This window comes from Selenomonas sp. oral taxon 136, assembly GCF_001554015.1.
Lineage (GTDB): Bacteria > Bacillota > Negativicutes > Selenomonadales > Selenomonadaceae > Centipeda > Centipeda felix.
In genome coordinates this window covers 445,321-460,291 of the sequence record NZ_CP014239.1, presented here as the reverse complement: position 1 = coordinate 460,291, position 14,971 = coordinate 445,321, and the positions used below count along the sequence as shown (strand labels likewise).

Below are 14,971 nucleotides of genomic sequence, written 5' to 3'. Positions count from 1 at the left end.
TCTTTTCTTGTGTCCTGTCACGGTAAGGAATCCTGCGATCTTTTGGATGGCAGGGGACGCTAAAAGAGATATCCGCAATAAAAAATTTGACTTTTTGTCATTTTGCTATTGACTTTTTGTTTTTTACGCTGTATATTCTTTATAGATTTTGATTAGCACTCAGACCAATAGAGTGCTAACAGAATTGAAAGGAGAGGGGTGAATGTCGAACGATCTGGATGAGCGCAAGAGCCAAATCCTATGGGCGGTCGTCGATGACTACATTGCATCGGCGGAGCCGGTCGGGTCACGGACGCTTGCGCAGAAGTACAATCTCGGCATCAGCCCTGCCACCATTCGCAACGAAATGGCAGATCTGGAGATGCTCGGCTATCTGGAGCATCCCCATACGTCCGCTGGGCGTATTCCGTCTTCGAAAGGCTATCGTTTCTACGTCGATGGGCTGCAGCCTATCGCTCCGGTGACGGATGCCGAGAAGACAAAGATTCATGATTGGTACAAAGGGCGCGTGCGGCGGCTCGATGAGGTGTTTCAGGAAACGGCGCGCCTCATCGCCGATGTGACGCACAATGTTTCGCTTGTACTTGCGCCGCAGGCGGCACAGTCCACGTTCCGTATGCTGCAGTTCCTGCCGCTTGACCTCGGTCACGCGATTGCCGTCCTCATGACGGATGCAGGGTTCGTCGAAAACCGTATCGTCGAGATTCCAGACGGTGCGACGTTCGCAGACTTCCAGCGGATGGCGGGCGCGGTGAATCAGACGCTCTCGGGCAAGGCACTCCGTGCTGTGACAAAGCAGGATATGCGCCGCGTACGTGATGCGATCGGCGATGAGTCGATCTTTGTTGCGGCGGTGGAGGTGATGCACCGCGCGCTCGAAGGGCGTGAGGATGGTCGTCTCTATCTTGGTGGGACAGCGCAGCTCCTCAGCAATCCCGAGTTTCAGGATCTCGATCGCGTACGCGCGATGCTGCTCGTCCTTGAGCGCGAGGATCTTGTGAAGGATATCCTGCATACCCATGCGGGAGAGGGCCTGACAGTCACGATCGGGCGAGAGAACGAGAGCAGTACGTTTTGGGACAGCAGCTTCATCACGGCGACCTATCATGTCGACGGAAAGCTGCTCGGAACGATTGCCGTGCTCGGGCCGACGCGGATGGAATATGCGAAAGCAATGCGCATCCTTGACTATGTCAATACGAACTTGACAGAAATGATCTATCAATTAAAGTGGTAGGAGAGGTGAACGGCTTGCAGGAAGAAGAGAAGGTACAGGACACGGCAGAGGGGCAGCCTGAGGCTGCTGCGGATGCTGTGACTGAGACGGATGCGGCGGACACACCCGCAGGGGAGGAGGACAGCGCCCCGACCGAGGCGGATAAAATTGCCGCACTCGAGGCGGAGCTGAAGGAAAAGAGTGATCGTGTCCTGCGCCTGCAGGCGGATTTTGAAAATTTCCGCCGCCGCACGGCGAAGGAAAAAGAAGAACTCGCCGCCGTCATTACGCAGAATATGCTCGGCGATCTGTTGCCGCTCCTCGATAATTTTGAGCGGGCACTCGCCGTGGAGCAGACGGATGTCGAGGCGTTCCAGAAGGGCGTCGAGATGATTCACACGCAGCTGCGTGAGGTCATGCAGAAGCACGGCCTTGAGGCCATCGAGGCAGAGGGCCAGCCCTTCGATCCGAATTTTCACCAGGCGGTGATGCGCGTGGAGGATGCGGATGCAGAGGACGGAACGATCACACAGGTGCTCCAGAAGGGCTACCAGGCAAAAGGACGTGTGATCCGCCCCGCGATGGTGCAGGTCGCCGGTAACTAACGAAATAATATCTTTATGATTTTTGGGGGAATATAACATGGCTAAAGTAATTGGTATTGATCTTGGTACGACGAACTCGGTTGTCTCCGTGATGGAGGGCGGCGAGCCGGTCGTTATTACGAATCCTGAGGGCAGCCGCATCACGCCGTCTGTTGTCGGTTTTACGAAGGACGGCCAGCGTCTCGTCGGCCGCCTCGCGAAGAATCAGGCGGTGTCGAATCCTGACCGCACGATCTCGTCGATCAAGCGTCACATGGGTGATCCGAACTATCATGTCACGATTGATGGAAAGAGCTACACGCCGCCCGAGATCTCAGCAATGATTCTGCAGAAGCTCAAGAGTGATGCAGAGGCATATCTCGGCGAGACGGTCTCGCAGGCGGTCATCACGGTGCCGGCGTACTTCAATGACAGCCAGCGTCAGGCGACGAAGGATGCGGGTAAGATCGCAGGCCTTGAGGTGCTGCGTATCATCAACGAGCCGACGGCGGCGGCACTCGCCTATGGCTTGGATAAGGATCAGGATGAGACGGTGCTCGTCTTCGACCTTGGCGGCGGCACATTCGATGTCTCCATTCTTGAGCTGAGCGAGGGCGTGTTCGAAGTCAAGGCGACGAACGGCGACACGGTGCTCGGCGGCGACGATTTCGATAAGAAGATCATGGACTGGATGGTCGAGGAGTTCAAGAAGGAGAACGGCATCGACCTCTCGCAGGACAAGATGAGCGCACAGCGTCTCATCGAGGCGGCTGAAAAGGCGAAGATCGAACTCTCGAGCATGAGCCAGACGAACATCAACCTGCCGTTCATCACGGCAGATGCCACGGGCCCGAAGCATCTCGATCTGACGCTCTCGCGTGCGAAGTTCGATGAGCTGACAGCTGACCTCGTGGAACGCACGATGGTGCCGACGCGCAAGGCTATGGAGGATGCGGGGCTCTCGGGCAGCGACATCGACAAGATCATTCTCGTCGGCGGCTCGTCCCGTATCCCTGCGGTACAGGAAGCCATCCGCAAGATCCTTGGCAAAGAGCCCTCGAAGGGCGTCAACCCGGATGAGTGCGTCTCCATCGGCGCCGCGATCCAGGGCGGTGTCCTCGTCGGTGAGGTCAAGGATGTCCTGCTCCTCGACGTTACCCCGCTTTCGCTCGGCATCGAGACCCTCGGTGGCGTCTGCACGAAGATCATCGAGCGTAACACGACGATCCCGACCTCGAAGAGCCAGGTGTTCTCGACGGCGGCGGACAATCAGCCGGGCGTTGAGATCCATGTCCTGCAGGGCGAGCGCGAAATGGCAGCGGGCAACAAGACCCTCGGCCGTTTCCAGCTGACGGACATCCCGCCCGCACCGCGCGGCGTACCCCAGATCGAAGTCAAGTTCGACATCGATGCAAACGGCATCGTCAATGTGTCGGCAAAGGATCTCGGCACGGGCAAGGAGCAGAAAATCACGATTCAGTCCGACAGCGGCATGAGCAAAGAGGACATCGACCGCATGGTCAAGGAGGCCGAGGCACACGCTGCCGAGGATAAGGCGCAGAAGGAAGCCGTCGATGCGCGCAACACGGGCGACTCCCTTGTCTATCAGGCGGAGAAGGCGATCAAGGATCTCGGCGAGAATGCGGACAAGGCGCTCGTCTCCAAGGTACAGGCAGGCATTGATAAGCTGAAAGAGGCGCTCAAGGGCTCTGACATCGAGGCAATCAAGTCCGCGACGGAGGAAGCCCGCCAGCCGCTCTATGAGCTTTCTGCCGCTGCCTATCAGCAGGCACAGCAGGCGGCGGGTGCCGCCGGTGCAGCGCCGGGCGCGGAGGCAAATGCCGGCGCAGGTGCGCAGGGAGCGCCGCAGGACGACAACGTCGTCGATGCGGAGTTCACCGAAGTCAAGGATGATAAGAAGTAAGGTGGTATCGTGAGCGAGAAACGCGATTACTACCAAATCCTGGGGCTCAAAAAGGGAGCCTCGGACGACGAGATCAAAAAAGCATACAAGAAACTCGCGCGCAAGTATCACCCCGACCTCAACCGTGACGACCCGAAGACCGCTGAGGAGAAATTCAAGGAGGTCAACGAGGCGTACGATGTGCTGAAGGATCCGAAGAAGAAGGCGACGTATGACCAGTTCGGTCACGATGCCTTTGACCCGCGCCGCGGCGGTGCGGGGGCCGGAGGGGGCAGCCCCTTCGGCGGCGGATTCGAAGGCTTCGATATGAACGATATCTTCGATATGTTCGGCATGGGCGGCGGCGGTCGCCGTGCACGCAGACAGGGCCCCGAGCGCGGGGCTGATCTGCGTTACGATCTGGAGATTTCGTTTGAGGAAGCGGCATTCGGCAAGGAGGTAGAGCTCTCCATTCCGCGCGAGGAGAACTGTCCGAACTGCGGCGGCTCCGGTGCGGCAAAAGGCTCGGAGGCGGAGACCTGCCCGACGTGCCACGGCACGGGACAGGAACAGGTCATGCAGCGAACGATGTTCGGCAATATGATGAGTGCACATACGTGTAGCCAGTGCCACGGCACGGGCAAGATCATCAAGACGCCGTGTCCCGACTGTCATGGTACGGGTCGCAAGCGCGTGACGAAGACGATCAAGGTCAACATTCCGCGCGGCGTGGACGACGGCCAGCGCGTCCGTGTGACGGGCAGCGGCGAGGCGGGTGTACGCGGCGGGGCGAACGGCGACCTCTACGTCTACATCTTCATCCGGCCGCACAAGCTGTTCCAGCGGCGCGGCAACGATGTCATCATCGAGATCCCGATCACATTTGTGCAGGCATCGCTCGGCGCAGTTGTGCAGGTGCCGACGCTCGACGGGGCGGTCGATCTCAAGATCCCGGCGGGGATCCAGACGGGGACGGTGCTGCGCGTCAAGGGCAAGGGAATCCCCAGCCTGCGCGGCACGGGACGCGGTGACGAGCATGTCCGCGTCAAGGTCACAACGCCGCAGAAGCTCTCAGCAAGGCAAAAGGAGCTCCTCAAGGAGTTCGCGGAGCTGAGTGGCGATGCGGTGAATCCGGAGCAAAAGAGCTTTACGGAGAAGTTCAAGGATCTGTTTACCTGATCTATTTCAGCGAGGCGGCTGCAGCGTTTGCTGCGGCCGCCTCGCTGTGCATTGACATTGTTTCCTACTTTTGTTAGGATAAAAGGAATTGAAATTTGTATTGAGGGCGCATGGCATCGGGAGGGTTCATGGAAAATGTCTACGCGTTGGTCAAGCGCTTTTACTTGGCGCATGGACGCGCACAGATTTTTGTTCCGCGCACACTGACGGAGCGGTATCTGCGTGAGGCGGCGTGGCGGGGCGAGAGTGCTGAGGGGCTGTGTACGGACTGGTACTGCATTGAGGACTTTCTCACGGTCATCATGCGGCGCGATGATTCGCTCGCACGGCTTTTGATCCATATCGACTACCTTGCGCTCTTTTTCCGCTTTGCTGACGCGCATATCGATCGTCGTCCGCTGAAACGCCATGCGGAGGACTATTTTAAACGCATGAATGACTTCCTCACATATCTGGATGAGACGGGGAAGTATGAGATCGATTTCGGTGAGCTGGATGCCGATTTGGAGATGTTCTACCTTACGGGGCGTTTTCGCCTGCCGGAGCGTGTGGCGTGGGAGGAGATCGAAGGGCTGACCCTTGAGGATATCGAGGAGGATGAACGCATCGAGATGGAGGAGCTGAATCTGCAGCTCAATGAGCTCCTTCACGAGATCGGCGAGTATTTCCGTCGCCCCATGTACCAGCGGGAGATCGGGCGCGCGGCGATGATCTATACGGGCAATCTCTACGACGCGAGTGCCTACGAGCAGTCCTCTGATGAGGAAAAAGAGGCGTTCTGGCTGCGGTTCTGGGACTATTTCTTCTTTGATTACCATCTGATCAGTACGGATGAGGCACCGATCGAGCATTTCTGTGCGAAGGAGGATAAGACACTGCGGCAGGATGAACGCGAGATTCTGCGCGATCTCCTCGCGGCACGGTTCGCTGTGCTGACGGTGGAGGAGACATATGAGGATCACATTGTCTGCAGCGATCTTCTGCGTGAGGAGGAGGTTGTTCTGCCGCGGCCTGACATCCCGGGGGCTCTTGAGAAGAACATTCTGTTCGGACACATCTGTGATGAGGGCATGATGATGCTCAACTATATCACGGCCGTGCCCGCGAGCAGACCGCTGCAGCGGCGCATCAAGGATACGATTCAGCAGGAGTATGAGCTCTTTCTCTATCAGTCGCCCAAGGCGGATATGAATGATTTTCTCGCACGTGAGGCGGCGCTCGTGCGTCATACGATTCACATGCTCGCGTCGCATGCACGGCTGAATGTCCTGCCGCAGCATGCGCTGCCGCCGAGGCGTCCGAAATGGACGCTCTCGCAGCATACGTGTGCGGAGGAGTTCAGTGCACTCGCTGTCGTATCGGAGGCACTCGGATTCAGCCACCATGCGCGGGATTTGCTCGGGACGATGTTCTTTGACTACGCGCAGTTTGATCTGAAGCGAGCGCAGACGCCGGAGATGCTGACGGCAGCGATTTTCCTCTTTGCCGAGATCAATGGCATTGATCTCACGTCGCTCACGGAGCTGTATCATGTGCTCGGTTCGAATAAGCGGAGTGTCAATGCCGCGTATCGCCGTATGCGGGAGACGCTCGGCTGTGTTCCGTTCGACCCGCGCTATCTGAGCGAGGAAGGGTTCGTGACGATGCTGTGCGGTGCGGCGATGCGCAAGGTGGATGAGAAAACAGAGTCGTGAAGGGAGGAGACCCCATGGAACAGGATCCTCGTATCCGGCCGATGAGTCCGGAGGAGAATGCCGCCTATCGCGGCGTGACGGTGGATGAGAGCGGCGCGGAGCCGCAGGATGAGGCACGGCACGGCTCTGCCTATGGCGGCGGGCGCGGTTCTGTGCGCTATATCCGCATCGGGACCGGGATACCACGCCGCTCGCTGTTTTCGAGCATTGTATGGGCGGCTGTGTTTGCGGTGCTCCTTGTAGCGTTCTTCTTTGTCGCGCTGCCCGCAATTGCCATGATTCTCGTGGCTGTTCTGATCGCAGGAACGGTCCTCCGGCTCATCGGTCCGAACAAGGTGATGTCCTGGATCGTGCGGCGGCTGTATGGAAGATAGAAAGGCGGATCCAATGAAATCATGTGAAAAATGCGGTGCCTCCATTGATGAAAAAGTCAAGTTCTGTCCCCTCTGCGGAGCACCCCAGGAACAGGCGGCGGCTGCACAGGAAGACGCTGTGAAGCCGGAGGATGCGGGAGATGTGCAGCAGCCGGCGCTGACGTCAGAGGCAGAGGAGAATGTGAAGAAACGCAGCAAGCTGCGTGAAAATCTGGTCGTTACTTCTTATATCAGTGCCGGAGCCGTTGCTGTTTCGGTGTTTATGCCGTGGATTTCTCTTGGGAAAATGATTGATGTGACGATCATGGACATCAGCAAAGGGCTGATGCTCGCCATCATCTTTGTCGCGGCGGCTTCCGCACATGCACTTCTGAAAAAGAAGAATTATGTTTTAGCTGCAGCGATGGGGCACGCACTGCTCATTTTCGCTGTTATCGCATTTATCCGCTATCAAAGTGCAATTTCAGAACTGAAGAAGACGTTCTTTGGGGCAATGGCAGGATCAGCAATCTCGATTGATTGGGGCGCGATGTTTTTCTTTGTCGGAGCGATCAATCTGTGTGCGGTGAGCGTTCTGCTGTATGTGACCGATCAGCTGCTGCCGCAGGGCGGCGCACTGACGGGTGATGTCCTCTTCCGCACGTGGAAGGAATTGGTGCGTGCGAAGGTGAAGCTCGCGTCGATCGAGGTACCGGCGTGGATCTACTCCCTGGTCATCGGCATTCTGCTTGTTCTGCTTTTCTCACAGTCCGGGATGAACCGCATGATACACTGAGGAAAATCGCCGCGGGGGCTTTACAAGAGTCTAATCCTATGCTATACTTCAAGAAATTCATTTAAGTTTCAGAAAGAGTGGGTGGAAGCCCACTCTTTCATTACGTATGAGAAGAGGGAGAGCATGAGCGCGAAGATCGAGGAGCGCGTCGAGGAGATGGTGCGCGGACTGCTGACGGATTCGCCCGCCATCGAGCTAGTGGATGTCGAGTACGTGAAGGAGCGTGACTACTATCTGCGCGTCTACATCGACAAGGCGGGCGGCATCGACATCGACGACTGCCAGCGTCTCAGTGAGCGCCTGGAGGAGATTCTCGATCGGGAGGACGTTATTCCCGACGCATACACTCTGGAGGTTTCGTCACCGGGGCTTGACCGTGTCCTACGCAAGGAACGCGACTTTGTACGTGAGCATGGACGCGTCGTCGATGTGACGCTCTATGCTCCGTTTGAGGGAAAGAAACAGTGGACCGGGACGCTCGCGGGGTATGACGGTGAGACGTTGACACTGGATGATGGGATACGGATTCCCATGCAGCAGGTCTCACAGGTGCGCCTGCATATCGATTTTTAGGAGGCTTTGGGGTTGGCAAGAAAAAATACCAAGGAGAAGGACAGCGGCAAGGAATTTTTGCAGACGCTGAAGGAGCTGGCGTACGAGAAGGGCATCGATGAGGAGCTCCTCTTTGAGACGATCGAGGCGGCACTGATCTCGGCGTACCGCCGTAACTTCGGTGCGGCACAGAATGTCCGCATTTCCCTGTCACGTGAGACGGGTGCGTTCCATGTTTTCGCCATTAAGACGGTGGTGGATGAGGTGGAGAGCGATGTCACGGAGATTGGACTTGCACAGGCCAGAGCCATCAATCCGGATTATGTGGTCGGCGACGTGGTCGAGATCGAGATGACGCCGGCGAACTTCGGACGTATTGCCGCACAGACGGCGAAGCAGGTCGTCATGCAGCGACTGCGTGAGGCAGAGCGCGGCATCGTCTACGAGGAGTACATGAACCGCTCCTCGGAGATCGTCACGGGGATCGTCCAGCGCGTCGAGGGGCATAATGTGTTCGTGGACATCGGGCGCGCCGAGGCAGTGCTCATGGCGACAGAGCAACTGCCGAATGAGACGTACAACTACGGCGACACGGTGCGCGCCTACATCATCGAGGTCAAGCGTACGAGCCGCGGCCCGCAGATCATGCTCTCACGGACGCATCCGGGACTGCTCAAGAAACTCTTTGAACTGCAGGTGCCGGAGATTCAGGAGGGGGTCGTCGAGATTCGCTCCATCGCGCGTGAGGCGGGCAGCCGCTCCAAGGTGGCGGTCTGGTCGTCCGAGGAGCGCGTCGATCCCATTGGCGCCTGCGTGGGCCCGCACTATATGCGCGTACAGGCGGTTGTCGATGAACTGGCGGGGGAGAAGATCGACATTGTCAAATGGAGTGACGATCCCGCGACCTATATCGCCAACTCGCTGAACCCCGCCAAGGTGATCTCGGTCGCGGTGAACGAGGCGGAAAAAATCTCCCGCGTTGTGGTGCCCGACTACCAGCTCTCGCTTGCCATCGGCAAGGAGGGGCAGAATGCCCGCCTTGCCGCAAAACTCACGGGATGGAAGATCGACATCAAGAGTGAGACGCAGGCACGGGAAACAGAGCAGGCCGATGGTGCGCCTACAGATGCGCCGTCCGAAGACCAAGCGGCGCCAGAGGAGGCCTAAATGGGGCGGGCGAAACAGCCCGAGCGGCTGTGTGTCGGCTGTCGAATGCTGCATCCCAAGGACAAACTGCTGCGTGTTGTGCGTCATGCGGATGGAACCGTCGGTATTGATCCGACCGGAAAGAGCCCGGGACGGGGGGCCTATCTCTGTCGCTCTGTCGCCTGTGTGCAGGAGGCACGGCGTCATGGCGGTCTTTCGTGGTCACTGAAAGGCCGCGTTGCACCTGCGGTTTACGATGCGGCGGAGGCGGCGGTCTCCGGAGAGGAGTGTGCTCATGGACGCAGCGACTGAAACGCGCGTACAGAATCTCCTCAGTATGGCGACACGCGCGCGGCGTATTGTCTCGGGAGCATTCATGGCGGAGGAGATGCTGCGGAAGAAGCGCGGCGCCTATCTCCTGCTCGCGCGGGATGCGTCGGAGGAGACGAAGGATAAATTTACCCGCATGGCGGCACAGATGGACGTGCCGGCGGCGGAACTGCTGACGATGCAGCAGCTGGGACACTGTCTTGGCAAGGAATACCGTGCTGTTGCACTGCTGATAGATAGAGGATTTGCAAAGAGGCTCGCCGCCTGCTTGCATGATATACCGACGGGGGTGGATTGATGTCAGAAGCGAAATACAGAATCACCGATTTGGCGAAGGAATTTAAGATGGACAAAGGTACCATTATTGACATCCTGAAGAGCAAGAACTACAAAGTAAAAAATATGTTCAGTGCCGTCGGTGAGGAGGAGCGCGCAGCCGTCAAGGCGGAGCTCGGACGTACGGCGAAGCCCGTGCGTAAGGAGGCGCTGCCGAGCAAGGCAGCAGCGAAATCTGCGGCACCGAAGACGACTGCGCCCAAGAAGCCTGCGGAGAAGGCTGACGACGCGGAAAAGTCGGCAGAACAGCCGGAGGTAAAGGCGCCGAGTGCGCCCGCTGAGGAGAAGGAGCGCCCTGTTCTTCGTGCGCGCACGAAGGCGCCCGGCATCGTCATCGTTCGGCAGGCACCTGCCAAGACTGCGGCCGAGACGCCGCAGCGTCGGAGCGGTACAGGGGCAGCAGGCAGCTCTGCGAGCCGCAGCTCCCGTCCGGCAGGGCGCCCCGGCGGTGCACGCCCGGCAGCGCCGGCAATGCCTGCGATGCCGCCGACGGAGGGACGCGGTGAGAGCCGCAGACGCGGCGGCGGTCGCAGCAATGAAGGCGGTGCGGGCTCGGATCGCGGACGCGGCGGGCGTGGCGGCGCGCGACGCGATCGTGAGGAGCGCAGCGATCTGCGTCAGAACGACCGCAGCCGCGGCGGCGCACGCAAGGGACGCAAGGGGGGACGCGGCACAGCGACGTCTGCTCCCGCAGCAAAGGTGGAGATCGCACGGCCGAAGCACATCAAGCTGCCGGAGACGATTGCCGTCAAGGATCTCGCATCCAAGATGAGCTACACCGCATCGGACATCATCAAAAAGCTTATGCTCATGGGCGTCATGGCGAGCATCAATCAGGAGATTGACTTTGATACGGCAACGCTTGTGGCAGGGGAGTTCGGTGTCACCACTGAGGAACTGCCGCCGGATATCGATCCGACGCTGATCCCCGAGATCGTGGATGATCCGAAGACGCTGAAGGAGCGTCCGCCCGTCGTTACGGTTATGGGTCACGTCGATCACGGCAAGACGTCGCTGCTCGACGCCATCCGCAATACCTCGGTCAGCACGCATGAGGCGGGCGGCATTACGCAGCACATTGGTGCCTATCAGGTCGTCTGCAAGGGGAAGAAGATTGTCTTCCTCGATACGCCGGGACATGAGGCGTTTACAGCAATGCGTGCGCGCGGTGCGCAGATCACGGACGTTGCGATCCTCGTGGTCGCGGCGGATGACGGCGTGATGCCGCAGACGGTCGAGGCAATCGACCACGCGAAGTCGGCGAATGTGCCGATCATCATCGCCATCAACAAGATCGATAAGCCCGGGGCAAATCCCGAGCGCGTCAAGCAGGAGCTGATGGAGTACGGGCTCGTCGCCGAGGAGTACGGCGGAGACACCATCATGGTGCCCGTCTCGGCAAAGCAGCACACGGGCATTGACGATCTGCTTGAGAACATCCTGCTTGTCGCTGAAGTCGAGGAGCTGAAGGCAAACCCGAACCGCGAGGCGCGCGGCGTCATCATCGAGGCAAAGCTCGACAAGGGCCGCGGCTCCGTGGCGACGGTGCTCGTTCAGAGCGGTACGCTGCGCATCGGAGACTCTATCGTCGTCGGTACGGCGTACGGACATGTCCGCGCGATGATCAACGACCGCGGCGACAACGTCAAGAAGGCGGGGCCGTCGATGCCGGTCGAGATCCTCGGCCTCAACGATGTGCCCTCGGCAGGTGACATCCTTGCCGCCGTCGATGAGAAGCAGGCACGCTCCATCGCCGAGGCACGCCTTGGAAATCAGCGCCGTGACCTCATCAAATCGAAGAGCGTTTCGCTCGATGCGCTCTTCCAGCAGATTCAGGAAGGCGACATCAAGGATCTCAACATCCTTGTCAAGGCGGACGTGCAGGGCTCGGTCGAGGCACTGAACTCGGCCCTCCTCGGGCTCAACAAGAACGACGAAGTGCGCGTGAGCATCGTGCATTCGGGCGTCGGTGCGGTCAGCGAGTCCGACATCATGCTCGCCTCCGCATCACAGGCAATCGTCATCGCGTTCAACGTGCGTCCCGATGCAAACGCACGCCGCCTTGCCGATACGGAGAACGTGGACATCCGCACCTACCGCGTCATCTACGATGCGCTCAACGATGTCAAGGATGCGATGAGCGGCATGCTGAAGCCGAAGTATAAGGAAGTGATCCAGGGACGGGTCGAGATCCGTCAGGTCATGCGCTTTTCCAAGGCACTGGTCGCGGGCTCATACGTTCTAGAGGGCAAGATCAAGAGCAACTCCAAGATCCGTATCCTGCGCGACAATGTCGAGCTGTTCGACGGGGAGATCGACTCCCTGCGCCGCTTCAAGGATGAGGTGAAGGAGGTCGCCGCCGGTTATGAGTGCGGTATCTCGATTGTCGATTTCCGCGACTTTGCCGAGGGCGATATCATCGAGGCGTATACGATGGAGGAGATCGAGACCTCCATTGCCGAGGCGAATAAGGCGGCGGAGCAGAAGCGTGAGGAACAGGCTGCTGCGGCTGCGGCAAAGGCAGAAGAGCACGCCGAAGAAGAATAATAACCGGCAGTCTGCTGCCCGCCGATGATGGCGGACAGCGGGCTGTCTTTGTATGGATTGTCCCTGCATATCACCGGAGAGGAGGCGCACCTTGAGCAAGGTTCGCGTAGAAAAGGTTCAGGAGCTGATGAAACAGGAAGTCAGCGATATTATTTTCAATGAGTTAAAAGACCCCCGCATCGGCTTCGTGACGGTCACCTCCGTTGCGTGTACAGAGGATCTGCGTGAGGCGAAGATCTACGTCAGCGTCATGGGGGATGAGAAGAAGGCGCGTGATACGCTGAACGGACTAAATAGCTCGCTCGGCTTTGTACGGCGCGAGATCGGGAAGCGTATCCGTCTGCGCTTTACGCCCGAGATCAGCTTTGCGCTCGATACATCACTGAATTACAGCGACCACATCCAGCGTCTGCTCAACGAGATCCATGAGGAGCAGCCGAATGGGAAGAAGGAGGACGTATGAAGATCACTATGGACGATGCGGCGCAGATGCTCCGCGATGCACAGACCATCATTCTCACCTCACACATTCGCCCCGATGGGGATGCCATCGGCTCGACGCTCGGTCTCATGCACGTCCTGCGTGCACAGGGGAAAGAAGTTCGTATCCTGATTGACGATGAGATTCCCCGAATTTTCAGCATTCTGCCGGGCGTTGACCAAATTGAGCGTCCCATAGAGAGTCAGCGTTATACCGCTGACCTGCTTGTCGTCTGCGATGTTGAACTCGGCAGGACGGGGGCGTCGGTATCCGCTGTGGATGCCGTTCATCTGCTTAATATTGATCACCATGTGACGAATGATGAGAAGGCGGAGCATCTCTGCCTGAACCCGAAAGCCGCCGCTACCTGTGAGATAGTTTATGACCTTGTACGCATCCTCGGCATCATGCCGATGCTCGATGCGGCGGTTTGCCTTTATACGGGGATGGCGACGGATACGGGCTTTTTCCGATTCTCCAATACGACGCCGCATACGATGCGCGCGGCGGCGGATCTCCTCGAGATCGGCGTGAAGCCGAATATCGTTTCCGCAGCGATGGAGATGAAGTCATACGATGAAGTGATGGCACAGGTCAGAGCCATCCGAAACCTCGAGATGTTCTTTGACGGCAGGGTTGCCGCTGTCTTTATCGACGAGGAGCGGGCACGCGGGGTCACGACGACGGAGGGACTGCTCGACGAGCTGCGCGTGATCGAGGGGACACAGATTGTATTCTTTATGAAGTGGCTGGAAAAGGATACCTACCGCATCAGTATGCGCTCAAAGGGGACGAACGTCTCGCGCATCGCGCAGAAATTCGACGGCGGCGGACATATCCGTGCAGCGGGATGCACGATCCACGCGCCGTTTGCCGAGGCTCGTACGGCGATTCTCGATGCCATCGGGGAGGAGCTGAACGCGTAAATCGTGGATGGATTCATCAATGTACTGAAGCCGACGGGGATGTCCTCGCACGATGTCATCGATGTCGTGCGGCGCATCTTTCACCAGAAACGTGTCGGTCATGCGGGGACGCTCGATCCCGCGGCGGCTGGGATTCTCCCCATTGCCCTTGGGCGCGCTGCACGGCTCGTGGAGTACCTTGAGGGGGCGGATAAGTCCTACCGTGCCGAGATCGCCTTTGGCTATGCGACGGACACAGGGGATGTCTACGGGACGGTAACGGAGCGTGCAGAGCACCCCGTTCTGCCGTCGGCGGAGGAGATTGAGGCGGTGCTCGCACGCTTTCGCGGGTGCATCACGCAGCGCCCGCCCGCCTACTCAGCAATCAAGGTCGGCGGGAAGCGTGCCGCCGATCTTGTGCGGCAGGGACGAGCAGTGGATATCCCGACGCGCAAGGTCACTATTCACCGATTGGAGCTCCTGCACATCGATGCCGTGCGGCAGCGCATCCGCATCGACGTGGACTGCTCCAAGGGGACCTATATCCGGTCCCTCTGCGCCGACATCGGTGCGGGACTGCATCTGCCCGCGACGATGCGCTTCCTTCTGCGCAGCCGCGTCGGTGCGTTTACCCTCGCGGATGCCTATACGCCCGAGGAACTCGCGGAGGCGGGGGAGGATGCGGTCTGCGCGGCAGACCGCGCCCTCTCGCTCCCCTGCTACGAGCTGGCCCAGCAGCGTGTCAAGGCGTTCTACAGCGGGCTCTCAACCACGGAACGGCGCCCTCTCACTGCAGGGCTTTATCGTGTCTATGCGGACGGCGTTTTTCTCGGTATCGGACGCTATGATGCCAATGCACAGGAGATGTACCCAGAGAAGGCGTTTCCGCCGGTTTGAGATTTAGGGAAGCATGCGTCCGGTTTGCTGCCTCAATCGGACAAAAAATCTA

At 58.8% G+C, this 14,971-nt stretch carries 15 protein-coding genes; all 15 read left to right on the top strand.

Annotated features, from left to right (window positions below; genetic code table 11):
* The first annotated feature begins 202 nt into the window (after window positions 1-202).
* The 15 genes from hrcA to truB all read left to right on the top strand — a co-directional run bounded on the left by hrcA (window position 203) and on the right by truB (window position 14,919).
* On the top strand, window positions 203-1,237 hold the full coding sequence (gene hrcA, locus AXE86_RS02090; protein WP_061944167.1) for a heat-inducible transcriptional repressor HrcA: 1,035 nt from the start codon (window positions 203-205) through the stop codon (window positions 1,235-1,237).
* Window positions 1,231-1,821, top strand: a complete 591-nt coding sequence (gene grpE, locus AXE86_RS02085; protein ID WP_009442846.1) for a nucleotide exchange factor GrpE — start codon at window positions 1,231-1,233, stop codon at window positions 1,819-1,821. Before hrcA ends, grpE begins: the two co-directional genes overlap by 7 nt.
* 37 nt (window positions 1,822-1,858) lie before the next feature.
* Window positions 1,859-3,724 carry a molecular chaperone DnaK gene (gene dnaK / locus AXE86_RS02080; protein WP_061944164.1) on the top strand — a complete coding sequence of 622 codons (1,866 nt, stop codon included), beginning with the start codon at window positions 1,859-1,861 and terminating at the stop codon, window positions 3,722-3,724.
* A 9-nt stretch (window positions 3,725-3,733) separates the two neighbouring features.
* On the top strand, window positions 3,734-4,882 hold the full coding sequence (gene dnaJ / locus AXE86_RS02075; RefSeq protein ID WP_061944162.1) for a molecular chaperone DnaJ: 1,149 nt from the start codon (window positions 3,734-3,736) through the stop codon (window positions 4,880-4,882).
* 128 nt (window positions 4,883-5,010) lie between these two features.
* Entirely contained in the window at window positions 5,011-6,576 is a 1,566-nt protein-coding gene (locus AXE86_RS02070) for a hypothetical protein (RefSeq protein ID WP_061944158.1), read from the top strand.
* Window positions 6,577-6,590: 14 nt separating this feature from the next.
* Entirely contained in the window at window positions 6,591-6,950 is a 360-nt protein-coding gene (locus AXE86_RS02065) for a hypothetical protein (RefSeq protein WP_061944156.1), read from the top strand.
* A gap of 13 nt (window positions 6,951-6,963) precedes the next feature.
* Window positions 6,964-7,725, top strand: a complete 762-nt coding sequence (locus AXE86_RS02060) for a zinc ribbon domain-containing protein (protein WP_061944153.1) — start codon at window positions 6,964-6,966, stop codon at window positions 7,723-7,725.
* A 123-nt stretch (window positions 7,726-7,848) separates the two neighbouring features.
* The gene (gene rimP / locus AXE86_RS02055; RefSeq protein WP_050749694.1) at window positions 7,849-8,298 is read left to right on the top strand and encodes a ribosome maturation factor RimP; all 450 of its coding nucleotides are present in this window, start codon (window positions 7,849-7,851) and stop codon (window positions 8,296-8,298) included.
* Window positions 8,299-8,310: 12 nt separating this feature from the next.
* On the top strand, window positions 8,311-9,444 hold the full coding sequence (nusA, locus tag AXE86_RS02050; RefSeq protein ID WP_061944150.1) for a transcription termination factor NusA: 1,134 nt from the start codon (window positions 8,311-8,313) through the stop codon (window positions 9,442-9,444).
* Window positions 9,445-9,735 carry an RNase P modulator RnpM gene (gene rnpM, locus AXE86_RS02045; protein ID WP_061944148.1) on the top strand — a complete coding sequence of 97 codons (291 nt, stop codon included), beginning with the start codon at window positions 9,445-9,447 and terminating at the stop codon, window positions 9,733-9,735.
* Window positions 9,719-10,051 carry a L7Ae/L30e/S12e/Gadd45 family ribosomal protein gene (locus AXE86_RS02040; RefSeq protein ID WP_061944145.1) on the top strand — a complete coding sequence of 111 codons (333 nt, stop codon included), beginning with the start codon at window positions 9,719-9,721 and terminating at the stop codon, window positions 10,049-10,051. Before rnpM ends, AXE86_RS02040 begins: the two co-directional genes overlap by 17 nt.
* Window positions 10,051-12,636 (top strand): translation initiation factor IF-2, encoded by a 2,586-nt coding sequence (gene infB, locus AXE86_RS02035; RefSeq protein ID WP_061944143.1) that lies wholly within the window; start codon window positions 10,051-10,053, stop codon window positions 12,634-12,636. The genes AXE86_RS02040 and infB overlap by 1 nt, the downstream gene beginning before the upstream one ends.
* A gap of 91 nt (window positions 12,637-12,727) precedes the next feature.
* Window positions 12,728-13,099 (top strand): 30S ribosome-binding factor RbfA, encoded by a 372-nt coding sequence (rbfA, locus tag AXE86_RS02030; RefSeq protein WP_050343159.1) that lies wholly within the window; start codon window positions 12,728-12,730, stop codon window positions 13,097-13,099.
* Entirely contained in the window at window positions 13,096-14,043 is a 948-nt protein-coding gene (locus tag AXE86_RS02025; protein ID WP_061944140.1) for a DHH family phosphoesterase, read from the top strand. Before rbfA ends, AXE86_RS02025 begins: the two co-directional genes overlap by 4 nt.
* Before the next feature lie 3 nt (window positions 14,044-14,046).
* Entirely contained in the window at window positions 14,047-14,919 is an 873-nt protein-coding gene (gene truB / locus AXE86_RS02020; protein ID WP_061944137.1) for a tRNA pseudouridine(55) synthase TruB, read from the top strand.
* Window positions 14,920-14,971: the final 52 nt, after the last annotated feature.

Coding starts and splice junctions, on each gene's coding strand:
- dnaK (WP_061944164.1), top strand. CDS start 1,859: ATGGCTAAAGTAATTGGTATTGATCTTGGTACGACGAACTCGGTTGTC.
- AXE86_RS02040 (WP_061944145.1), top strand. CDS start 9,719: ATGGACGCAGCGACTGAAACGCGCGTACAGAATCTCCTCAGTATGGCG.
- AXE86_RS02065 (WP_061944156.1), top strand. CDS start 6,591: ATGGAACAGGATCCTCGTATCCGGCCGATGAGTCCGGAGGAGAATGCC.
- infB (WP_061944143.1), top strand. CDS start 10,051: ATGTCAGAAGCGAAATACAGAATCACCGATTTGGCGAAGGAATTTAAG.
- AXE86_RS02070 (WP_061944158.1), top strand. CDS start 5,011: ATGGAAAATGTCTACGCGTTGGTCAAGCGCTTTTACTTGGCGCATGGA.
- rimP (WP_050749694.1), top strand. CDS start 7,849: ATGAGCGCGAAGATCGAGGAGCGCGTCGAGGAGATGGTGCGCGGACTG.
- rnpM (WP_061944148.1), top strand. CDS start 9,445: ATGGGGCGGGCGAAACAGCCCGAGCGGCTGTGTGTCGGCTGTCGAATG.
- AXE86_RS02060 (WP_061944153.1), top strand. CDS start 6,964: ATGAAATCATGTGAAAAATGCGGTGCCTCCATTGATGAAAAAGTCAAG.
- hrcA (WP_061944167.1), top strand. CDS start 203: ATGTCGAACGATCTGGATGAGCGCAAGAGCCAAATCCTATGGGCGGTC.
- AXE86_RS02025 (WP_061944140.1), top strand. CDS start 13,096: ATGAAGATCACTATGGACGATGCGGCGCAGATGCTCCGCGATGCACAG.